Source organism: Nocardioides gansuensis, assembly GCF_003076135.1.
GTDB classification, from domain to species: domain Bacteria; phylum Actinomycetota; class Actinomycetes; order Propionibacteriales; family Nocardioidaceae; genus Nocardioides; species Nocardioides gansuensis.
Window position 1 is genome coordinate 525783 of record NZ_QDGZ01000002.1, and the last position, 20872, is coordinate 546654.

At 69.5% G+C, this 20872-nt stretch carries 17 protein-coding genes; 9 read left to right on the top strand and 8 right to left on the bottom strand.

Translation table 11 applies throughout. From position 1 onward, the window contains the following. Nucleotides 1-9: 9 nt before the first annotated feature. Nucleotides 10-423, top strand: coding sequence for a pilus assembly protein CpaE (locus DDE18_RS06765; protein WP_116571449.1), 414 nt, complete (start codon nt 10-12; stop codon nt 421-423). On the opposite strand, the gene DDE18_RS06770 is transcribed toward DDE18_RS06765, so the two are convergent. Together DDE18_RS06770 and DDE18_RS06775 are read right to left on the bottom strand one after the other, a co-directional pair. Beyond that, nucleotides 416-1078, bottom strand: coding sequence for a cytochrome b (locus DDE18_RS06770; protein ID WP_116571450.1), 663 nt, complete (start codon nt 1076-1078; stop codon nt 416-418). The two genes, DDE18_RS06765 and DDE18_RS06770, sit on opposite strands and share 8 nt — an antisense overlap. Before the next feature lie 29 nt (nt 1079-1107). Then, on the bottom strand, nt 1108-3921 hold the full coding sequence (locus DDE18_RS06775) for a PAS domain-containing hybrid sensor histidine kinase/response regulator (protein ID WP_116571451.1): 2814 nt from the start codon (nt 3919-3921) through the stop codon (nt 1108-1110). Nucleotides 3922-4041: 120 nt separating this feature from the next. Between DDE18_RS06775 and DDE18_RS06780 the strand changes: the two genes are divergently transcribed. Then, nucleotides 4042-4380: a helix-turn-helix domain-containing protein gene (locus tag DDE18_RS06780; protein WP_116571452.1), complete on the top strand. Its 339-nt coding sequence runs from the start codon at nt 4042-4044 to the stop codon at nt 4378-4380. A gap of 26 nt (nt 4381-4406) precedes the next feature. Here DDE18_RS06780 and DDE18_RS06785 read toward each other — a convergent pair whose 3' ends face one another. Both DDE18_RS06785 and DDE18_RS06790 read right to left on the bottom strand, forming a co-directional pair. Then, a complete protein-coding gene (locus tag DDE18_RS06785; protein ID WP_116571453.1) occupies nt 4407-4994 on the bottom strand; it encodes a ClpP family protease in 588 nt (195 codons plus the stop codon). Beyond that, on the bottom strand, nt 4991-5626 hold the full coding sequence (locus tag DDE18_RS06790; RefSeq protein WP_116571454.1) for a ClpP family protease: 636 nt from the start codon (nt 5624-5626) through the stop codon (nt 4991-4993). Before DDE18_RS06790 ends, DDE18_RS06785 begins: the two co-directional genes overlap by 4 nt. 183 nt (nt 5627-5809) lie before the next feature. On the opposite strand from DDE18_RS06790, the gene DDE18_RS06795 reads away from it, so the two are divergent. The 6 genes from DDE18_RS06795 (at nt 5810) to DDE18_RS06820 (ending at nt 13746) form a co-directional block, all read left to right on the top strand. Beyond that, complete coding sequence (locus DDE18_RS06795; RefSeq protein ID WP_245916485.1) at nt 5810-6883, top strand: LacI family DNA-binding transcriptional regulator; 1074 nt, start codon at nt 5810-5812, stop codon at nt 6881-6883. 44 nt (nt 6884-6927) lie between these two features. After that, on the top strand, nt 6928-8226 hold the full coding sequence (locus DDE18_RS06800; protein ID WP_116571455.1) for an ABC transporter substrate-binding protein: 1299 nt from the start codon (nt 6928-6930) through the stop codon (nt 8224-8226). A gap of 61 nt (nt 8227-8287) precedes the next feature. Then, entirely contained in the window at nt 8288-9232 is a 945-nt protein-coding gene (locus tag DDE18_RS06805; RefSeq protein ID WP_116571456.1) for a carbohydrate ABC transporter permease, read from the top strand. 1 nt (nt 9233) lies between these two features. Then, nucleotides 9234-10127, top strand: a complete 894-nt coding sequence (locus DDE18_RS06810; RefSeq protein WP_116571457.1) for a carbohydrate ABC transporter permease — start codon at nt 9234-9236, stop codon at nt 10125-10127. Continuing rightward, on the top strand, nt 10124-12355 hold the full coding sequence (gene yicI / locus DDE18_RS06815) for an alpha-xylosidase (protein ID WP_116571458.1): 2232 nt from the start codon (nt 10124-10126) through the stop codon (nt 12353-12355). The genes DDE18_RS06810 and yicI overlap by 4 nt, the downstream gene beginning before the upstream one ends. Next, nucleotides 12355-13746 (top strand): GH1 family beta-glucosidase, encoded by a 1392-nt coding sequence (locus DDE18_RS06820; protein ID WP_116571459.1) that lies wholly within the window; start codon nt 12355-12357, stop codon nt 13744-13746. Before yicI ends, DDE18_RS06820 begins: the two co-directional genes overlap by 1 nt. Nucleotides 13747-13846: 100 nt before the next feature. On the opposite strand, the gene DDE18_RS06825 is transcribed toward DDE18_RS06820, so the two are convergent. Continuing rightward, complete coding sequence (locus DDE18_RS06825; RefSeq protein WP_165821065.1) at nt 13847-16855, bottom strand: glycoside hydrolase family 3 protein; 3009 nt, start codon at nt 16853-16855, stop codon at nt 13847-13849. Between the two features lie 234 nt (nt 16856-17089). Here DDE18_RS06825 and DDE18_RS06830 point away from each other — a divergent pair, with 234 nt between their 5' ends. Further along, nucleotides 17090-18109 carry a LacI family DNA-binding transcriptional regulator gene (locus DDE18_RS06830; protein WP_116571460.1) on the top strand — a complete coding sequence of 340 codons (1020 nt, stop codon included), beginning with the start codon at nt 17090-17092 and terminating at the stop codon, nt 18107-18109. A 27-nt stretch (nt 18110-18136) separates the two neighbouring features. Here the strand turns inward: DDE18_RS06830 and DDE18_RS06835 are convergent, their stop codons facing one another. From DDE18_RS06835 to DDE18_RS06845, 3 genes are read right to left on the bottom strand one after another with little or no spacing between them, the layout of a single operon-like run. After that, nucleotides 18137-18790, bottom strand: a complete 654-nt coding sequence (locus tag DDE18_RS06835) for a hypothetical protein (protein ID WP_116571461.1) — start codon at nt 18788-18790, stop codon at nt 18137-18139. Further along, complete coding sequence (locus tag DDE18_RS06840; RefSeq protein WP_116571462.1) at nt 18774-19409, bottom strand: DedA family protein; 636 nt, start codon at nt 19407-19409, stop codon at nt 18774-18776. Before DDE18_RS06840 ends, DDE18_RS06835 begins: the two co-directional genes overlap by 17 nt. A gap of 50 nt (nt 19410-19459) precedes the next feature. Beyond that, a complete protein-coding gene (locus DDE18_RS06845) occupies nt 19460-20785 on the bottom strand; it encodes a sensor histidine kinase (RefSeq protein WP_211754437.1) in 1326 nt (441 codons plus the stop codon). Nucleotides 20786-20872 lie beyond the last annotated feature (87 nt).

Consider the following 20872-nt stretch of genomic DNA (forward strand, 5'->3'; position numbering starts at 1 on the left):
ACTGAAGGGGTGATCAGCCTCGACCTCGCACGGCAGCTCAAGAACGCTGGCGTGACCTGGTCTCCTGCGCCCGGCGACACGTTCATGATCCCCCACCGGGACCTGGACGACCAGGTCTTCGCCGTCAGCGACATGGTCGTCGAGGTCCTGGACCTGCCGACCGGGCGCGTCCTTGCCTTCAACGGGACCACCGAGTGGGCGCTGGACAGCATCATGCAGCGCGACGTGGTGTGGCTCCCCCGGGAGGACCAGCTGCGGTCGATGCTGGGCGGCGGGTTCGTCTCCCTGCAGGCGGTCCCCGGGGGATTCGTCGTCGAAGTTGCCAGCGGCAGCCGCACGGAGCGGCACGTCGATGTCGACGCCGAGGGCGCCTACGCCCGCGCGCTGCTGAGCGTCCTGGCCCGTCCGCAGCCGCTCACGTGATGCGCGACCGCTGCCGAACACCAGGCAGCATCCGGGGGAGCAACCGCTTGCCGAGCACCATGCCCAGGTGCGCTCCCAGAGCGGCGAAGAACGCGAGGTGGCCGGCGACGTGGAGCCACAGCAGGTCGTCGTCAGCGGCCACGAGAAGGATGCCGGTGGCCGGGACGACGAACTGGAGGGTCAAGAGCACCGTCTCGGTGGCGTGGACAACGCGCTGGTCGCCTGGTGTCAGGCGTGGGTCCCATGGCGGAAGTGGGGTCATCCTGCGCCACAGCAGCCGGAGGACGGCCAGGGAGATGATGAGCAGCCCCAGGAGCACGTGGACTTCTGCGGAGGACACCCCGTCGCCGAGAACGTTCCCACCGCCGGTCAGCTCGGACCAGGCGGTGCCCACCGCGCCCTCCGCCTGCTCCTCGCGGCGTTCCTGGGCCGCCTCGCACCGCTCTTCGAGTCGGTCGAGCCTCTCCTCTTCGGGGTCGGAGGTGTCACCACCGCTCTGGTCCTCGCCGGGTGGGTCGCAGTCGACCGCTCGGACGTCAGCTTCGGTCTCCATGGTGTAGCCGACGTAGAACTGGGTGGCGAAGGCGAACACCGTGAGCCAATGCAGCGCCTTGGTGACGGCGCCGTACCCGTGCTCGCCGTTGCGCAGCCTCATGCGCCCTTTCTACCCGCCTGCACGGGGCATCACGGCTCTGGAGGATGCCGCCAGCGCTGGAAGGCTGATGCTGTGTCATCCAGTGCCCTGTCGAGGCGGTCGAGGATGCTCTGCCCCAGGCTGGAGAGGTCGCGGTCAGCCTCTTCCAGTCCTGCGGCCAGATCAGCGACGAGGGTGGCGCCGAGGTTGAGAGCGCTGCCCTTGAGGCGGTGGGCCGCCGCTCTCACGCGCTCACGATCGTCTGCGGCCACGGCCTCGCGGAGGTCGGCGAGCGTCGTGGGACCCGCTGCCATGAAGTTGTCGATCGCCCTCTCCACCAGGGCTGCCGCTCCACTCCCCATCTCCAGCAGGTCGTCGAGACGACGCGGGTCCAGCACCGCATCCGGCAGTGTCCACCCGTCGTGGCTCGCGGGCTCCGCGATGGCCGTCGCCGCGCGCGTCTCGTCCGGCCGGATCAGGGCCTGGAGGACAGACGCGAGTCGGTCGATCTGCACCGGCTTGGTGAGGAAGTCATCCATGCCCGCAGCGGTGCAGCTCTCTCGCTCGCTCTCAGTGGCTGATGCGGTCAGGGCGATGATCGGCACTCGGGCCCCGGACGATTCGGCGTTCCTGATCGCTCGGGTGGCGGCGTACCCGTCCATGGTCGGCATCTGGAGGTCCATGAGGATGGCGGCATAGCTGTCGCGAGTCGCACGTGCGACGGCCTCGTCCCCGTTCGCGACCACCTCGGCGGTGTAGCCCAGGGACTCGAGCAGGCCGACAGCCACGAGCTGGTTGATCTCGTTGTCCTCGGCGACAAGCACCCGTCCGGCGGGTCGTGGCAACAGGCGTGAGCCCTCGGTGGCCGTCGTGAGTGGATCGAGGCCGGCGGCCGTGCGGAAGATGGCATTGAACCGGAACGTGCTGCCGTGCCCGGGCCGGCTCGTGACCGTGATGCGACCGCCGAGTGCCTCGGCGAGCTGGCGGGAGATCGCCAGGCCAAGTCCGGTGCCACCGAAAGCTCGTGTGGTCGAGGCGTCGGCCTGCCGGAAGGGCTCGAACAAGGTGTTGAGGTGCTCGGGCTGGATGCCGATCCCCGTGTCCTGAACCTCGACGGTGACCTCGACGTCGCCGTCCGGCGTGCCGGTGGCGTCGAGACGGACGAACACATGCCCGTGCCTGGTGAACTTCACCGCGTTGCCCACGAGGTTGGTGAGTATCTGACCGAAGCGGGTGGGGTCGCCCACCACGTGCTCGGGCACTCCGTCGCTGACATGCATGCGGAGGGAGACCTCGCGGTCGATGGCAGCGCCTTCGATGAAGGCCAGCACCTGCTCCACGACTGTGCGTGGGCGGAAGACGGTCGACTCGAGCTCCAGCTCGCCCGCTTCGATCTTGGAGAAGTCGAGCACGTTGTTGATGACCGACAGGAGTGTGCGCCCTGCCGTCTTGACTCCCTCCGCGAGCTGTCTCTGCCGGGGGTCCAGCCCGGTGCGTAGGAGCAGGTCGTTGAGGCCGATCACGCCGTTCATGGGCGTGCGTATCTCGTGGCTCACAGTGGCGAGGAAGTACGACTTGAGACGAGATGCCTCCACCGCGCTGTCTCGGGCAGCGGCGAGCTGGCGGGCTGCGGTCTCGCGCTCCACCACCCGGGCGAGCTGCTCGGCGACCTGCTCCACCAGCGACCGCAACATCGCGTGTCGTTCGAACGGGGTGGCTGCGGTGATCACGACGCTCGCCACCGGAGAACCGTCGAAGAGAACGGGGAACCCGATCTGGGGAGTCTGTGGCTCGGAGTCCTCCTCGAATACCGTCTCTAGGCCCTCGAGTGCTCGCTCTGCTGTGCGTAGCTCTCGCGGAGACGGCCCTGGAGCGTGGCCGACCACCGGCTCAGCGACGAGCCATCGACCGTGTTCGTCGGAGGCGACGCTGAAGGCGACCGCGCGCTGCCAATCGGGGTGCGCCAGCAGCAGCTGCTGGATGAGCTCGAGTGCCTCCCGGAGAGTGGCTGCCTTGTTCGAGGCAGTCGCGATGAACTGCATCAGCGTGTTGATGGTCACCTGGTCCTCGAGCTCGAGCTGGGTCCGCTTGAGCTCCGTGATGTCCTGAGCCGTTCCCTGCATGCGGATCGGAACGCCGCCGCTCCCGTCGTAGGTGACTCGTCCAAGTCCGTGAAGCCAGCCGATGGTCCCGTCCCGACGCGTCATCCGGGCCTCGAACTCGAACGCGCCCTCCTTCTCTCCGTGCTCGAACGCCTCCAGGACGAGAGCCCGGTCATCGTCGAGAACCAGGTCAAGGAACCCCTCCCACGTAGGCACGAAGGACATCGGGTCCACGCCGAACATCGTGTAGAGCTCACGCGACCAGACCAGGCTGCCGGTCACCATGTCGAAGTCCCAGCTTCCGAGCTTGGCGATGCCCTGGGCCTCGTCGAGGAGGTCCCGGCTGCGGGACAGCTCGCGGAGGAGCATCTGTCGGTCCGCGTCAGCCGTGAGCCGGTGGACATAGGCGACGGGACGCCCTGCGTCGTACACCGTGGACTCACCCACGAGCAGGTGCACGGAGCTGCCGTCCTTCCGCAGGTAGCAGCACTCGACCTCGTGGGGCGTCTCGCCGACCTCCCTCAGTGCCTCGAGGTGGGTCCTGAACTGGTCCCTGCCTGCGTCGTCGAGGACGTCGAGGACGGAGGTCTGCATCATCTCCGCGCGGGTTCGTCCCAACAGCTGAGCAGCTCGCTCATTGGCGAACAAGGTGCCGCCGTCGGGGTCGATGACCCAGTAGCCGTCGCGCGACCATTCCACGATCTGTCGGTAGAAGTGCCCCGACTGGTCCAATGCCGTCCTCCAAGCGCTCCGGCCCAGCATAGACAGCGCGGCACGTGCGTTCGGCCGCGGCCGACAGACGACCCGGCGCGGGAGTTTCGCTCTCAGAGGAACTCACCACGGAGCGGCTTGGCAGGCGCATCCTCCGGCTAGCATCACGTCATGGCTGAGCTGCTGCCCATGCGTCCGAAGGCCGAGCCGGTCGAGCCGCTATGGCGTGAGCTCGCTGGCGACGTGCTTCGCCAGCGTCGCCACGAGCGCGGGGAGAAGCTTCGTGACACCGCGGGGCGGGCCGGCATCTCCACGCAGTACCTCTCCGAGATCGAACGCGGCCGCAAGGATCCGTCCTCCGAGGTGCTTGCTGCCGTGGCCGGGGCCCTTGGCCTGAGCCTGCTCGACCTCACGGTCGGTGTTGCCCGTCGCCTGCACGTGCCTGACGTCCAGGCCCCGATCCGACGGGATGCGAGCAAGGTACGGGGCCCGCTCGCCCTTGCAGCCTGATCGGCTGCCCGGGCCCGGGGGTGACGTCACCGTCGCCTGATGACCTGATCGGCCAGGCCGTACGAGACCGCCTCCTGGGCTCTGAAGATCCGGTCCCGGTCGGTGTCTCGCCGCAGCGTCTCGATGTCCTGGCCGGTGTGGAGGCTCAGCGCCCGCTCCATCTCCTCGCGCACCAGCAGGATCTCGTCGGCGGCCAGGATCAGGTCTGGAATGGTCCCGCGCCCCTGGCCCGAAGGCTGGTGGAGCAGGACCCGGGCGTGCGGGAGCACCGAGCGCTGCCCGGGCTCCCCGGCGGCGAGGAGCAGCGCCGTGCTCGAGAAGGCCTGTCCCACGCAGGTGGTCGACACGGGAGCCCGACAGAACTGGATCGTGTCGTAGAGCGCGAAGGTGGCAGTGATGGATCCGCCCGGTGAGTTGATGTACAGGTTGATCGGTGTGTCGGGGCTTTCCGCCTCCAGGTGGAGGATCTGCGCGATGAGCGCATTCGCGACACCGTCATCGATCGCGGTGCCGAGGTAGACGATCCGTTCCTCCAGCAACCGGCTGTAGACATCCATCACCTTGTCACCACGCGGTGTGCGACTCACCACGTTGGGAATCGTGTAGGTGCTCATCGTTCGCCCCCCGCAGGTGTGTGGTGATGCTGAAGTCCGGTCCTGCGGCGCGGGCTGGGACGGATCTGGCCGAGGTCGGTGATCACCTCGTCGATGAAGCCGTAGTCACGCGCCTCCTCGGCGGTGAACATGTGGTCGCGCAAGGAGTCCTCGAAGACCCGCTCGACGGTCTGGCCGGTGCGCTCGGCGATGATCCCCAGCACGGTGTCGCGCATGTGTCGCAGATCCCCGGCCTGGAGCTCGATGTCGACGGCGTTGCCACCGATGCCAGCGGATCCCTGGTGCAGCAGGACCTTGGCGTGCGGGAGGGCGTACCGCTTGCCCTCGGTGCCGCAGCAGAGCAGGAACTGACCGGCGCTGTAGGCCATGCCCATCACGACGGTGGAGACGTCGTTGGGCACCAGCCGCATCGTGTCTGCTATCGCCAACATCGCAGGTACGGAGCCGCCGGGCGAGTTGATCCAGAAGCTGATGTCGGCAGTCGGGTCCTCGGCGGACAGCAGCACGAGCTGGGCACACAGGAGCGCGCCGATCTCGTCGTCCAGCGGTGTGTCGAGCAGCATGATCCGCTGCGCGAGCAGGTCTTCGGCGATGCGCTTCCTCAGCACCAGGGGTCGTCCTTCGTCACTCATGCCACGATCGTGTCCCGACGAAGCGGCGCGACGAAGCAGATCTGCTCACAGCGGTTCTGCTGGGAGCAGATCTCCCGGACACCCCAGCTGGCACCCCATCCGCCCTCGTCGTCGACCCGAGAGGACCATTGACAGCAGTGTGACCCCTGCCATATCGTCGAAACGCTTCGTCGAAGCGTTTCGATGATTCCTGAGGGAGGCGCCGTGGTCACCATGCACGACGTCGCGCGGCACGCCGGGGTGTCGGTCAGCACCGTCTCGTACGTCCTCACCGGAGCGCGACCGATCTCGCCGGCGACCCGGAAGCGGGTCCTGGCAGCGATGGCGGAGCTCGACTACCAGCCCAACGCCATGGCCCGCGGACTGGCGAGCAGGCGCAGCCGCATCCTGGGCTTGCTCATGCCGATGGACGACCGCGGGACCGGGGCGACGGAGACTGCCTTCGTGACCGGCGCTGCCGAGGCCGCCGCCCGGGCCGCCCATCACCTGCTCTTGTCGCCGATCCCCGCCGGCGACGTCGACGCCCTGAGAAGGCTGGCCAGCCAACGCATTCTCGACGGCGCCCTGGTCATGGAGGTGCAGATGGAAGACCCGCGTGTGGAGGTCCTGCGGGAGCTCGGTGTGCCGTTCGTGCTGATCGGGCGCACCCGTGACACCACCGGTGTCCCATTCGTCGACATCGACTTCGACCACACCGTTCGCGGAGCGGTGGAGCACCTGCTCGACCTCGGGCACCGCTCCATCGTGTTCGTCAACCACTCCCAGGAGGCGCTGGCCAGCGGTTATGCGCCGGCGCTGCGCACGCAGGAGAGCTTCACGACCGTGATGGCCGAGCACGGCCTGGAGCCGCTGGTGGTCACTGCCGAGGACACGGCGGCCGCCGGCCGCGCGGCCTTGCGAACGGCCCTGGTGCAGTGCCCTGGCCTCTCCGCCGTGCTCGCCATGAACGAGCACGCGCTCTTCGGCGTCCTCGGGGAGCTGGCTCTCCAGGGGCTGAAGGTGCCGGACGACGTCTCCGTCGTCTCCATGGTCACGTCGGCGCAGGTCGCGGACCTCGCCACCCCGGCCCTCACCACGATGACCTCCCCCGGTTCCACGCTGGGCCGGCTGGCGGTCGAGGTGTTGCTGCGGACGCTCGAGGGTTCGGGCGGCCCCAGCCACCAGGAACTGGTCACGTGCTCGCTCGAGGTGCGAGGCAGCAGCGGTCACCTACGTCGCACGCCGGAGCGGACGCCCGGCGGGGTCGCGTCTCGCTGACGGACTTGGTCACAACAGCTCTACACCCAACGAGGAGATTGAGAATGTTCAGGAAGCGCAAGCTCGCGGCGGCCGTGGCTCTCGGCCTTTCCGCGGCGACACTCACCGCCTGCGGCGACGACAGCAGCAGCGCAGAGGAGGCCACGACCCTGCGTCTGTGGCACTACGAGTCCGCCAACAGCGCGATGGGCGTCGCCTGGGACCGCGCCATCGAGATCTTCGAGGAAGAGCACCCCGATGTGACGGTGACGTTCGAGCGCAAGGCGTTCGAGCAGATCCAGCAGAACGCCGCCATGATCATCAACTCCGAAGAGGGCCCGGACGTCATGGAGTACAACAAGGGGAATGCCACCGCCGGGCTCCTGTCGTCACAGGGGCTGCTGACCGACCTCACCGCCGAGGCCGAGGAGCGGGGTTGGGCCGACCAGCTCAGCGACAGCCTCGAGACCACGGCCCGGTACGACGAGCGCGGCGTGATGGGATCGGGCAACTGGTACGGCGTGCCGAACTACGGCGAGTACGTGATGGTCTACTACAACCAGGAGCTCTTCGAGAAGCACGGCGTCGAGGTCCCCACCACCCTGGACGAGATGACCGCGGCGATGGACACCTTCGTCGACAAGGGGGTCGCCCCGCTCGGCATGTCCGGTGCGGAGTATCCCGCGGGCCAGCTGTTCTACCAGCTCGCCCTCGCGGAGGCCGACCGCTCCTTCATCGACAGCTACCAGCTCTACGACGGTGAGGTCGACTTCCAGGCCGACCCGCTGGCGTCTGCCGCCGAGACCTTCGACGAGTGGGTGAAGAAGGGCTACATCTCACGGGACTCCGCCGGCCTCAAGGCCGAGGACATGGGCGTCCAGTTCATGAGCGGCAAGGTGCCGATGATCGTGTCTGGCAGCTGGTGGTACGGCCGGTTCAAGGACGAGATCCCGTTCGAGTGGGACAGCTTCCTCTTCCCCGGCAACACCTTCCACGCCGGGTCTTCCGGCAACCTGTGGGTCGTCCCGGAGACGAGCCAGGCCAAGGACCTCGCCTACGACTTCATCGACATCACGATGCGGCCGGAGATCCAGGAGCTCATCGGCAACAACGGCGGCGTGCCGATCGACGCCGACCCCTCGAAGATCGAGGACCCCAAGGACAGCAGGCTGATCGAGAACTTCAACGCGGTCACCGAGCAGGACGGGCTGGCCTTCTACCCGGACTGGCCGGTCCCGGGCTACTACGACGTGCTCGTGTCCGCCCTGCAGGGGTTGATCAACCAGTCCCGTTCCCCCGAGGAGGTCCTCGACTCCCTCGAGGGTCCTTACCAGGAGGGCGTCGAGGAGATCGACGCCCGGTGACGGCACGGGCGGGCGCGCCAGCCTCTCGCGGCGCGCCCGCCCCTCTGGAAGGACACGCACCATGACCACAGCGGCCACCCTGACGGCCCGCGAGTCGCCCCCGCGCTCGAAGCCCCGCCGCGATCCGGCGTACTGGCTGTACCTGCTGCCCGGCGCGACGTTGTTCGTGCTCATCATCGCCGTGCCGCTCGTCTACACCGTCTATCTGTCGATGACGCGTTGGTCGGGCATCGGTGACCCGCAGTGGGTGGGCCTGGAGAACTACCAGCGCCTGCTCGAGGACGAGGTCTTCTGGATCTCGTTCAAGAACACCATCGCGATGATCGTGGCGATGGTGGTGGTCCCCACCCTGCTCGGCCTGGTGCTGGCGTCCGTGCTCTTCGACGTCGTCGGCCGTCGCTTCCACCCGCACACCGCGTCCGTCCTGCGCGCCGCGATCTATCTGCCACAGGTGCTGCCCGTCGTGGTGGCCGGGATCGTGTGGGGCTGGATCCTCCGGCCTGACGGGGCGCTCAACGCGGTGCTCTCCTCGGCAGGTCTCAGCTTCCTGGAGGGCGACTGGCTCGGAGATCCCGACAAGGCGCTGCCCAGCGTGATGATGGTGATGATCTGGGTCCAGATCGGCTACCCGGTCGTCGTCTTCATGGCGGCGATGGAGCGGGTCGACCCCGAGCTGTTCGAGGCAGCCGAGCTCGACGGCGCCGGCTGGCGCCAGCGCTTCACCGCCATCACCCTCCCCCAGGTGCGCCCCGAGACGTTCGTCGTCGCGCTCACCTGCACGATCGCGGCACTCAAGGTCTTCGGCCCGATCTACGCCCTGACCCGGGGTGGGCCGGAGAACGCCACGAACGTGCCTTCCTACTACGCGTACTTCACCTTCTTCAAGAAGCTGCAGGTCGGCTACGGCTCGGCGATCGCGATCGTCCTGACCCTGATCATCGTCGTGGTGGCGATGGCATTCATGTGGGCGCAACAGCGCGGCGAGCGCCGCGAGGCAGGAGCCTGAGATGGCCACGACACTGATGCCCTCGGCGGTCACCGAGACGCAGCCCGGGCCACCTCACACCAAGGACCGCTACCGCCGGGGCGCAGCGCGGTGGGTGGTCCTGGGGCTTGTGGCGGTCGTCTGCTTGGCCATGCTGGTGCCCTTCGGCTTCATGGTCCTCAACGCCTTCAAGTCCCCGGGTGACTACTCCACCAACGGCCCGCTGAGCTGGCCCAGCGGGTTCTACACCGAGGGCCTGGAGACCTACTGGCGGGAGGCTGACTACCCGGTGAAGCTGTGGAACTCCACGCTGATCGCAGGCTCAGTGGCCGTCCTGGCGGTCCTGGTCTCTCTCCTGAATGCCTTCGCGCTCGGCATCGGGAGGGTCCGCGGGCGAGTGTGGATCGTGGGGCTCTTCCTGCTGGCCAACATGATGCCGCAGGAGGCGCTGGTCTACCCCCTCTACCACTTCGCCAAGGAGGTCGGGCTCTACAACACGAGGCTCTCGGTGATCATCATCTTCACCGTCATCCAGAGCGCGTTCGGCACCTACCTGCTCGCGTCGGTGCTGAGCACCTTCCCGCGCGCCCTCCTCGAGGCAGCGGCGGTCGACGGGGCCGGCAAGTGGCGGATCCTGTGGCGGATCGTGTTCCCCAACCTGCGGCCGACGCTCGCCGTCCTGCTCATCTTCTTCTTCATCTGGACCTGGAACGAGTTCCTCATCCCCCTGGTGATGCTGATCGACAACTCCACCCAGACCATCCCCGTGGCGCTCGCGTCCCTGCAGGGAGACCGGCTCATGGACGCCCCCACCACCAACGCCGGGTCGCTCATCAGCCTCCTCCCGGCCATCGTCTTCTTCCTCATCTTCCAGCGCACCTTGACCCGCGGGATCACCGCAGGAGCAGTGAAATGAAGTTCACCGACGGCTACTGGCAGCTCCGACCCGGGGTCAGCGTCCTGCGTCCCCGCAGCGTCGATTCCGTGGAGAGCGGCGACCGCGGCTTCACGGTGTTCGCGCCGACCGGCGAGATCACCGGACGGGGCGACACCCTCAACATGCCGGTGGTCACGGTGGAGTTCTCCAGTCCGGCCTCCGGCGTGATCGGGGTGACGATCGGCCACCACTCCGGTGGCCTGCCGAAGGAGCCGCGCTTTGCGCTCGCCGAGACTCACGACCACCCGGTCAAGGTCGAGGTCACCGACACCGAGGCGACTCTCACCTCGGGCGGGATCAGCGCGCGGGTCAGCCTCGGCGGGGCCTGGCATGTCGACTTCCTGCGCGGGGGCGACGTGATCACCTCCTCCACCGAACGCAGTGTCGGCATCGTCACCGACGGCGAAGGGCGGCGTTTCGTGCATGAGCGACTCGCCCTGGGCGTCGGCGAGGCGGTCTACGGCCTCGGGGAGCGGTTCGGCGCCTTCGTGAAGAACGGGCAGACCGTCGACATCTGGAACGCCGACGGCGGCACCGCCAGCGAGCAGGCCTACAAGAACGCGCCGTTCTACCTCAGCAACGCCGGGTACGGCGTCTTCGTCGACCACCCGGGGCATGTCTCGTTCGAGGTGGGATCGGAAGTCGTCTCGCAGACCCAGTTCAGTGTCGCTGGCGAGTCGCTGACCTACTTCCTCATCGACGGGCCCGACCCCAAGGAGGTGCTGCGCCGCTACACCGCGCTCACCGGCCGCCCCGCCCGGGTGCCGGCCTGGTCCTTCGGCCTGTGGCTGTCCACGTCGTTCACCACCTCCTACGACGAGGCGACCGTCACCTCCTTCATCGACGGCATGACGGAGCGCGATCTGCCGCTGTCGGTCTTCCACTTCGACTGCTTCTGGATGCGGCAGTTCCACTGGGTCGACCTCGTGTGGGACCCGGACACCTTCCCGGACCCGGAGGGCATGCTGCGCCGGCTGCACGACCGGGGCCTGAAGGTCTGCGTGTGGATCAACCCCTACATCGCCCAGCGGTCCTACCTCTTCGAGGAGGGCCGGGCCGCGGGATACCTCGTCACGAACCCCGACGGGTCGGTGTGGCAGTGGGACAAGTGGCAGGCGGGCATGGCCCTGGTCGACTTCACCAACCCTGACGCGGTTGCGTGGTTCTCCGGCAAGCTGCGCGCCCTGCTCCGCATGGGCGTGGACTGCTTCAAGACCGACTTCGGCGAGCGGATCCCGACCGACGTCGTCTGGCACGACGGCTCGGACCCCGAGCGGATGCACAACTACTACGCGCTGCTCTACAACCGGGCGGTCTTCGAGCTGCTCGAGCAGGAACGGGGCATCGGCGAGGCGGTGGTCTTCGCCCGCTCCGCGACGGCCGGCGGCCAGCAGTATCCCGTGCACTGGGGCGGCGACTGCGAGTCCACGTTCGGGGCGATGGCGGAATCGCTGCGCGGCGGCCTCTCCCTGGCCGCATCCGGGTTCGGCTACTGGAGCCACGACATCGGCGGCTTCGAGGGCACGCCGGACCCGGCCGTGTTCAAGCGATGGATCGCCTTCGGGCTCCTCTCCTCCCACTCCCGGCTCCACGGCTCGGGCTCCTACCGGGTGCCGTGGGCGTACGACGAGGAGGCGGTCGACGTGCTGCGGCACTTCACGCGGTTGAAGATGTCGCTGATGCCCTACCTGGCCGCCGCCGCGGAGGAGGCGCACCGTGAGGGCGTGCCGATGATGCGGCCGATGGTCGTGGAGTTCCCCGATGACCCGACGAGCGCCTACCTCGACCGGCAGTACATGCTCGGGCCGGACCTCCTGGTGGCCCCGGTCATGCACGAGCGGGAGGTGACCTTCTACGTGCCCGCCGGCACCTGGACCCACGTCGTCACCGGCGAGCAGCTCACCGGGCCGGGTTGGTTCACCCAGGACCACGGGTTCGACAGCCTGCCGGTGCTGGCTCGTCCCGGGGCCGTGATCCCGTTCGGCGCGGTGCACGACCGGCCCGACTACGAGTGGGCTGACGGCGTGCAGCTGAAGGCCTTCGCCCCCCAGGAGGGGCAGCGCACCCGGGTGAGCATCCCGTCCGCCGCGGGCGGCCCGGACGCGGAGTTCGACGTCACCGTGACGGGCGGAGTGGCCCAGGCCCGCCTGGTCGCGGGTGCCTCCGCGGCGTACGAGGCCATCGTGGTCGGCGGCGGTCGCCGCTGATGGCGGCGGCAGACTTCCCCGCCGGCTTCACCTGGGGCGCCTCCACAGCGGCGTACCAGATCGAGGGCGCGGTCGCCGAGGACGGGCGCGGGCCGTCGATCTGGGACACCTTCTCCCACTCCCCCGGCCGCACCGCCCGCGGTGAGTCCGGGGACGTCGCCGCCGACCACTACCACCGCTGGGAGGAGGACCTGGACCACCTCGCGGCCCTCGGGGTCGACGCCTACCGCTTCTCGATCGCCTGGCCGCGGACCCAGCCGTCTGGCCGCGGCGAGCTGAACGGCGCCGGGCTCGACTTCTACTCGCGGCTCGTCGACGGGATGCTCGAGCGCGGCATCCGCCCCTTCGCCACGCTCTACCACTGGGACCTCCCCCAGCCGCTGGAGGACGCGGGCGGCTGGCCGGAGCGGGACACGGCGCTGCGGTTCGAGGAGTACGCCGAGGGCTTGCTGCGCCGCCTGGGAGACCGGGTCCACACCTGGATCACCCTGAACGAGCCGTGGTGCACGGCCTTCCTCGGCTACGCCTCGGGGGTCCACGCGCCCGGACGCACCGAGCCGGCCGCAGCGCTGGCGGCCGTGCACCACCTCAACCTCGCCCATGGCCTCGCCGGGCGGGTCGTGCGCGCAGAGGCCCCCGCGGCACAGCTGTCCGTGGCGCTGAACTTCCACGTCCTTCGCCCGGCCTCGGAGTCGGAGGCCGATCTGGACGCCGTGCGCAGGATCGAGGCGTTGGCGAACCGGTCCTTCCTCGGGCCGATGCTCGAGGGCGCCTACCCAGCGGACCTCCTCGAGGGCACCGCCGGGGTGACCGACTGGCACTTCGTCCGCGACGGTGACGTGGAGACAGCCGCTGTCCCGCTCGACGCGCTCGGAGTCAACTACTACGCCACGAGCACCGTGCGGGCATGGGACGGCGAGTCCCCACGCTCCCTGGACGACGGCCACCGCACCGCCGGCCACTCGCCCTGGGTCGGAGTCGACGACGTGGAGTTCCTCCCGCAGCCCGGGCCCCACACCGCCATGGGCTGGAACATCGACCCGGACGGCCTCACCGACCTGCTGACCTCGCTCCACCACGCCTATCCGGGACTGCCGCTCGTCGTGACCGAGAACGGTGCCGCCTTCCACGACGAGGTGGCTCCCGACGGCGCTGTCCACGACACCGACCGGGTCCACTACCTGGCCGGCCACGTGGCCGCGCTGCAGGCCGCGATCAAGGACGGTGCCGACGTCCGCGGCTACTTCGTGTGGTCGCTGCTCGACAACTTCGAGTGGGCGTGGGGATATGACCGCCGGTTCGGGATCATCCGGATCGACTACGACACGTTGCAGCGGACCTGGAAGGACAGCGCTCACTGGTACCGCAGCCTCGTCGTCGGCGGGCGCTGACCGCGTCGTACGTCCCGAGCGCTGCCTGCAGCGACTGGTCGTAGACGACAACCGCCCGGCCCCGCGGAGAGCGGGACCGGGCGGTCGTTCGTGCGTCGACTCAGGAGAGGGAGAACGTGGCGACCCTGACGCCCGGGCTGAGCACGAGGTAGACGTCGCGCAGGCCTGAGACGTCGTCGAGCAGCGTGTCGACGCTGACCTCGGTGTAGTCGTACTCCCCGCCGGTGGACACCGGCGCGGTCGCCAGCAGTGGTCCGGTCGGCGAGTCGAGCCGCACCTCGAGCGTGCCGGCACCCTGGGTCGCCTTCGCCACCGAGGCCGTGAACCCGGTCGGCCGGTCGAGTCCGGAGGCTGCGAACTTCACCCAGGCCTGCCGGTCACCGGCGGCGACAGACGTTCCCCGCTCCTTCGTGGTGGGGACGAGCAAGGCGCCGTCGTAGTCGTCGAAGTTCTCGGCGACCGTCTCGAGTGCGAGGTTGCGGGGCGGGATCACCTCACCGGCCACGTCCACGGCGGTGGTCTGCCGGATGTCCTCCGCGGAGGAGCCCACCATCAGGTCATACGTCGACCGCTCGACCACCCACCTCTCGCGAGTGACGTCCCAGTGCGCCAGCTGGTCGGCGTTGACCCGGAAGCGCACCGTGACGGTGCGGCCCGGCGCCAGCGTCACCCGGCGGAAGTCCTCGAGCTCCTGCAGCGGTTGCGTCGCCCGGGAGGTCCGCTGGTGGCTGTAGAGCTGGACGACCTCCGCGCCCGCCCGGGACCCGGTGTTCGTGACGTCCACGGTCACCGTGATCCGCCCGTCCTGGCCGACGCGCTTCGAGTCGACCCGCAGGTCGGAGTAGCGGAAGTCGGTGTAGGACAGGCCGTGCCCGAACGGGTAGCCCGGCTCCCCCTCGAAGTAGAGGTAGGTCTGGCCGGTCTTGACGATGTCGTAGTCGAAGACGTCCTCGGGGAGGTCGGCGTCGGAGCGGTACCACGTCTGGGTGAGCCGGCCCGAAGGGTTGCTGTCACCGAAGAGGGTGGCAGCGACCGCGTTGCCCGTCTCGGAGCCGGCGTGCGTGGTCCACAGGAGTGCGCCAGGGTCGACGTCCATGGTCACGGGATAGCTGGACTCCAGGACCACGGCCGCCCGGGGGTTGGCCTGCTGCACCGCCTCGAGGAGGTCCTGCTGGCTGCCGCCGAGCGCCGTGCTGGCCCGGTCGTGGACCTCCCGTCCGTAGACGAACGGGTTGCTGCCCACCACGGCCACGACGGCGTCCGCCTCGGCGGCTGCTGCGGCGGCCTCCGCCGCCCCGTCACGGAGGACCTCCCGATCGAACCGGGCGGCCTGCTCCTTCGTGCCGGTGCCGACGGTCCCGTCCGGGGCGACGGTGACGTAGTGGCCGGGGATCCACCACCAGGGCTCGTTGGTCTCGTAGCCGATGTACTGGAGCAGGACGGTTCCATCGGGCTGCTCCTCGAACCGGAACTGCTGCTGGACGTACCAGCCGGTCGGGATGGTGGCGCTCGTGTTGAAGGGCCCGAAGTTGCCGGTGAGGTAGCGGCCGTTGCCCGCATTGCGCAGGGTGGCGACGTCGGCCATCCACTCGTTCACGTCCCACTGGGCGGCTTCACCGGGCTCGCCCTCGGTCCCGACGACGCGGTCCGCGCTGGTGGTCCCAGTGGCGCTCAGGTAGCGCCCGGTGGTGGTGTCACGCAGGGCCACCCGGTCGAGGCCCTCGACGCTGGTGACGACAGCGTCCTTGCCGAGACGTTCGCGGATCCCGTCGAGCGGGGTCACCTCGTAGGGCAGCTTGCCGCCGTACCAGTCGCTGAACAGCGAGTCTGCGAGCGGGCCCACGACGGCCACCTTCGTGGTCTGCTTCGGGTCGAGCGGAAGCAGGTCGTCGTCGTTGCGGAGGAGCACGAGCGCCTCCTCGGCAGTCTTCCTGTTCAGTCGCCGGTGAGCCGGGCTGTCGAGGACATCCGGCGAGGCTCCGGCGTACGGGCCGCCGTCGGGATCGAAGTGGCCGAGCCGGCAGCGGATCGTCAGTGCGTGAGTGACAGCCCGGTCGACGTCGGCCTCCGTGATCAGGCCCCTCGCCAGCGCGTCCTTGAGCGTCGCGATCATCGGCTTGCTGTTGCTGTCGTCGACGACGAACGCGTCGAGGCCCGCCTTGAGCACGTGGGCGTATGCCACCGTCTCATCGTCGTAGAAGTGCTGGGCCTGGGTCACCGCGTGAGGTCCCCACGCGTCACTCATGTTGTAGAGCGTCTCGTCGGTCCAGGAGCGCACGTCCTCGTTGAGGGCGCGGTCCACGTGCGTGGGGCGGCCGTTGACCTTGTTGTAGGACGCCATCACGCCGGTCGCGGCGCCGGCTTCGATGGCCGGCCTGAAGGCGGCGTACTCGTACTCGTGTCGCAGCTGCTGGCGTAGGTTGGACGAGCTGGCGCTGCGGTTGGTCTCGTTGTTGTAGGCGTAGAAGTGCTTGAGCACCGGCGCCGTCTTGAGGTAGGTCGGGTCGTCGCCGGAGAGGCCCTTGCCGTAGGCCGTCGCGATCTCGCTGGTGAGCAGCGGGTCCTCGGAGTAGCCCTCCTCGTTGCGGCCCCAGCGAGGGTCGCGGAGCAGGTTGACCACCGGCGCCCAGACCTGGAGCCCCCACTGCCTGGGGTTCAGGGTGTTGTAGGCGCGGGCCTCGTCACCGACGGCCGAGCCGACCCGGCGTACCAGCGCAGGGTCCCACGTGCTGGCCAGGCCGACGGCCTGGGGGAAGACGGTCGCGCGGTCTGCGAGCACCTGCTTCCAGCCGTCGTCGATGTCGTTGGACCAGGCGACACCGTGCAGCGCCTCGGTGCCGGCCTTGAAGTAGGGGATGTCCAGGCGCGGGATGGCGGCCTGGGACTGGTGGAGCAGTGACAGCTTCTCGTCCAGGGTCAGCCTGCCCAGCAGGTCGGCGACCCGCTGCTCGACCGGAAGGTCGGGGTTGCGGAACGGCAGAGCGTCCAGTTGGCTCGCCACGACGGGGAGGGCGGTGGCGGGCGCGGGCGTGGTCACCACAGGAAGCAGGGCCAGTGAAGCTGCGAGGACGGCTCCCAGGCCCCTGCGACGGGGCTTCAGTCGTCTCATTCTCTCTCCTTGTGAGCAGGTGCGCCGACGCCCGGTGCGACGACGCTTCATCATCGAAGCGTTTCGACTGCCTAACGTAGAGAACGGGCATCAGTGTGTCAACGGTCACACTCCCCCGCCCTAAGCAGCCCCAGGTGGCGGCGGATCTGGCACTATGACGGAGCAGAATTTCGACGAAGCGGTTCGACGGGCGATTCGATGACCGCCCGGCAGCAGGCAACTGGAGGAGGCGCCATGACCACGATCGCCGACGTCGCGAGGGCGGCCGGCGTCTCGGTCAGCACGGTGTCGTACGCCCTGAGCGGTAGGCGGCCCATCTCCGCCGAGACCCGCGAGCGGATCCAGGCCGCGATCGACGAGCTCGGCTACCGCCCGCACGCGGGGGCGCGTTCACTTGCCAGCCGGCAGACCCGGGTGATGGCGCTGGCCGCACCGCTGCGCACCGATCTCTACGTGCCCGTGATCATGCAGTTCGTCGCGGCCGTGGCCACGGCCGCGCGCGCTCACGACCACGACGTCCTGCTGCTGATGAACGACGAAGGCCCCGCTGGGCTCGAGCGCGTCGCGGGTGGCTCGATGGTCGACGCCTTCGTGGTCATGGACGTCGCCACGAACGACCCCCGGTTGCCCGTCCTGCGTCGGCTCCGGGAGCCCACCGTGCTCATCGGCCTACCCGGCAGGGCCGACGGCCTCAGCTGTGTCGACCTCGACTGGGAGGCCGCCGGCCGACTGGCGGTGCAGCACCTGGTGGACCACGGTCACACCGCCGTCGCTCTCGTCGGACCGCCGCCGGCCGCCTACGAGCGTGGCACGACCTACGCGCACCGGTTCCGCACGGGCTTCGAGACTGCTGCGGCCGAGACCGGGATCCGCGGCCTGGCCGTTCCCTGCGAGCCCAGCCATGACGGGCTCGGGGCCAGCCTGGCCCGCGTCGACACCGAACAGCCCGGCACCACCGGCTTCGTCGTGCACAACGAACCCGTCGTGGGGACCCTGCTCCACGCCCTCAGGGGTTCGGGCCGGGAAGTCCCGCACGACGTGTCGGTCCTCGCGGTCGGCCCGCACGAGCTGGCCGAGGGGCAGGCGGTCAGGCTCACCTCGATCGGCATCCCGGCCGACGAGATCGGCGCACTGGCCGTGGAGATGGTCGCCGACCTGCTCGCCGGCCGAAGCCCGCAGACCACGCTCGTGGCCCCGCGCCTGGTCGAGCGCGACAGCTGCGCACATCGAAGCGATTCGAGCGCAGGAGTCTGATGTCGGTGCCGTCAACGCCCCGGACGGTCACAGGGCATTGATGGCCCTGGCGGCGATCACGCCGATGGTCACCAGCGAGACGGACCCGATGGCCGCGACCAGGACCTTGGCCCGACCCGACAGCGGCGCCGTGTCGGTGGGGCTGAAGGCGGTGGCGGCGGTGAACGAGACGAACAGGTAGTCGAGGAAGGAGGGCCTCCAGGTCTGCGGATCCCATCCGGGGACGCCCGTCATCTGCGGGAAGAGCAGGTCCGGGCGGTCGGCGGGGCGGCCATGCCGCGGATCCCGGGCGAACGGGCCGCTGCGATCCATCTCCCAGAGCCCGAGTGCTCCGGTCACGACGTTGGTGGTCCAGATGAGCAGGGCGGCCTGGACCAGCACCCGCGGGTCCGTCGATTCGCCCGACGTGACCGCGGCGACCAACCGGGCCAGGTGCACCGCATTGACCACGGCCAGTGCGAGCACCAACAGGAGGGCGAGGCTTCGCAGCACCGCGGTCTCACGGTCGAGCCGGACCGGGTTCGTGACGACCAGCGGCAGCAGGAGCATCAGCTCGAGCGCTGGCGTCAGCCACCACGTGCCTGCCGCGATCTGGTGTGGGAGCACGACCTGGAGGGCCAGCACGGCCAGGACGGCCACGCTGGCCGGCCAGCGCCGCTCGTGCTCACGATGCTCGGCCATGGTCGGTCACCCTCGTGCTCGGCCGCGGCCCTCTTCCGCGAGCGACGTACCGCCCCAACACCAGCAGGGCCACGACGAGGACCGCCAGTCCGACCAGTCCCAGCCGGTGCTCCAGCATGGGGTAGGACGCCCCCGCGAGATCGGCCGCGAAGGCCACCGCCGACGCCCAGACCATCGCGCCGGCCAGATTGGCCACGGTGAACCGGCGCCGGCCTATGCCACTCATGCCGGCGGCCCCGGGCACCAGCGCACGCAACGTGGCGGCCCACCGCCCCAGGGCAACCGCCAGGGCGCCGTGCCGGCGGACGAGGTCCAACGCCCGGTCGAGTCCGGCTGAGTCACGCGCTCTTCGCGGGAGGCGTTGCACCAGGCCTGCGCCATACCGTCGACCGACCGAGTATCCGACTTGGTCCCCGACCACGGCGCCCCCGACGGCAGCCAGGATCACAGCCCAGAGCGGCACCAGGCCCGCATGCGCGGCCACCCCACCGGCGACGACCGCCGTCTCGCCGGGGGTCACGACTCCGACCATCGTGGATGCCTCCAGCGCCGGCAGCGCAGCGACGCTGCCGAGGACCAGCCACCAGGGAAGTCCGGTCAACGCGGCCACGAGACTCATGCGACCCAGAGTCGAGCACGTCAGATGAGAGGCCGATGAGGATCGGTCCGTCACGCCTCGCCGAGCCGCGGGTGGGGAAGCCGGACCGTCAGGACAGCGCCGCCCAGCGGTGGTCCGTTCCGTGCTTCCACCGCGCCTTCGTGTGCAGAGACGATGGCCCGGACGATGGAGAGCCCCAGCCCGGCCCCGGAACGGCCCGGGGTGCGGGCCTGGTCGCCCCGGACGAAGCGCTCGAAGGCCGCCGACAGGATGCTCGCCGGGAAGCCGGGTCCATCGTCGGCGATGACGACGCTGACCCAGCCGTGGTCGCGGGACACCTCGATCTGCACGGTGTCCGCGCCGGCCTGGGAGCTGTTGTGGAGCGCGTTCGCGATCACCTGGCGCAGCCGGTCCGGGTCACCCTCGACGACCGCCGGCTCGCCCGTCACGGCCACGGACAGCCGCAGACCCGGGCCGAGACGCCGGGCTTCGGTGGCTGCCAGCTCCACGAGGTCCACCGGCTCGTTGCGCACCACCAGCGAGCCGGCTCGTTCCCGTGCCAGCAGCAGCAGGTCCTCCGCCAGACGCGTCAAGCGCTCGGTCTCGGTGAGGGCGGCCCGCAGGGAGCGCTCGGTCTCGGCAGGGTCGTCGAGCGCGGACAGGGCCAGCTCGAGCTCTCCGCGCAGCACGGCGATCGGGCTGCGCAGCTCGTGGCTGGCGTCGTCGACGAAGCCCCGCTCGCGCTCGAGCGAGACGCGCAGCCGCGTCAGCATGTCATCGAGGGTCCGGGACAGCCGGGCGATCTCGTCGTTCCCGGGCACCGCGGGCAGATGGCGCGGCTCGTGGAGTGACGAGATGGCGGCCGCCTCCCGCGTCAGCAGGTCCACCGGCCTTAGCGCCGCCCAGACCGCCCACCAGCCGATGAGCGCCACCATCCCGACCAGGACCGGGCCCACGAGCAGCAGGACGAGCAGGAGCCGGTCCTGCGCCTCCTGCAGTGGCCTCGCCGACACCGCGACGCTCAGGGTCCGGGTCGCGTCCACCGGGGTCGACAGGATGCGGACGGTGGACAGGCCAGCCGGGCCGTCGGGGCCGAGAGCCACCGTCTCGAGGGTCGGGTCGGCCACCCGTCGTACCTCCTCCACGGGCAGCAACCGGAGGTCGCCGAGCACGTCCGAGCCCGCCAGCAACCGCCCGTCCGCGGCGTAGAGCTGGGCCGTCGGGTCACTCTCGACCACCTCGACGTCACCCGCTCGGACTGCCGCGACCAGGTCTGCGGCGCGTGCCCTCAGGTCCGCGTCCATCACGGCGGCCAGCTGCCGGTCGAGGGTGGCGTAGATCAGGGCGATCCCGACGCACAGCACCGCCATCGAACCCAGCGTGAACAGCGCCGTCACCCGGGCACGCAGCGACCGGGGAAGCCAGCGACTGCGCCGCACCTTCTCACCGCCCTCTCATCCTGGACCGAGCATGCTGCCGACATG

Coding starts and splice junctions, on each gene's coding strand:
- DDE18_RS06770 (WP_116571450.1), bottom strand. CDS start 1,078: ATGAGGCTGCGCAACGGCGAGCACGGGTACGGCGCCGTCACCAAGGCG.
- DDE18_RS06775 (WP_116571451.1), bottom strand. CDS start 3,921: ATGCTGGGCCGGAGCGCTTGGAGGACGGCATTGGACCAGTCGGGGCAC.
- DDE18_RS06780 (WP_116571452.1), top strand. CDS start 4,042: ATGGCTGAGCTGCTGCCCATGCGTCCGAAGGCCGAGCCGGTCGAGCCG.
- DDE18_RS06785 (WP_116571453.1), bottom strand. CDS start 4,994: ATGAGCACCTACACGATTCCCAACGTGGTGAGTCGCACACCGCGTGGT.
- DDE18_RS06790 (WP_116571454.1), bottom strand. CDS start 5,626: ATGAGTGACGAAGGACGACCCCTGGTGCTGAGGAAGCGCATCGCCGAA.
- DDE18_RS06795 (WP_245916485.1), top strand. CDS start 5,810: ATGATTCCTGAGGGAGGCGCCGTGGTCACCATGCACGACGTCGCGCGG.
- DDE18_RS06800 (WP_116571455.1), top strand. CDS start 6,928: ATGTTCAGGAAGCGCAAGCTCGCGGCGGCCGTGGCTCTCGGCCTTTCC.
- DDE18_RS06805 (WP_116571456.1), top strand. CDS start 8,288: ATGACCACAGCGGCCACCCTGACGGCCCGCGAGTCGCCCCCGCGCTCG.
- DDE18_RS06810 (WP_116571457.1), top strand. CDS start 9,234: ATGGCCACGACACTGATGCCCTCGGCGGTCACCGAGACGCAGCCCGGG.
- yicI (WP_116571458.1), top strand. CDS start 10,124: ATGAAGTTCACCGACGGCTACTGGCAGCTCCGACCCGGGGTCAGCGTC.
- DDE18_RS06820 (WP_116571459.1), top strand. CDS start 12,355: ATGGCGGCGGCAGACTTCCCCGCCGGCTTCACCTGGGGCGCCTCCACA.
- DDE18_RS06825 (WP_165821065.1), bottom strand. CDS start 16,855: ATGAGACGACTGAAGCCCCGTCGCAGGGGCCTGGGAGCCGTCCTCGCA.
- DDE18_RS06830 (WP_116571460.1), top strand. CDS start 17,090: ATGACCACGATCGCCGACGTCGCGAGGGCGGCCGGCGTCTCGGTCAGC.
- DDE18_RS06835 (WP_116571461.1), bottom strand. CDS start 18,790: ATGGCCGAGCATCGTGAGCACGAGCGGCGCTGGCCGGCCAGCGTGGCC.
- DDE18_RS06840 (WP_116571462.1), bottom strand. CDS start 19,409: ATGAGTCTCGTGGCCGCGTTGACCGGACTTCCCTGGTGGCTGGTCCTC.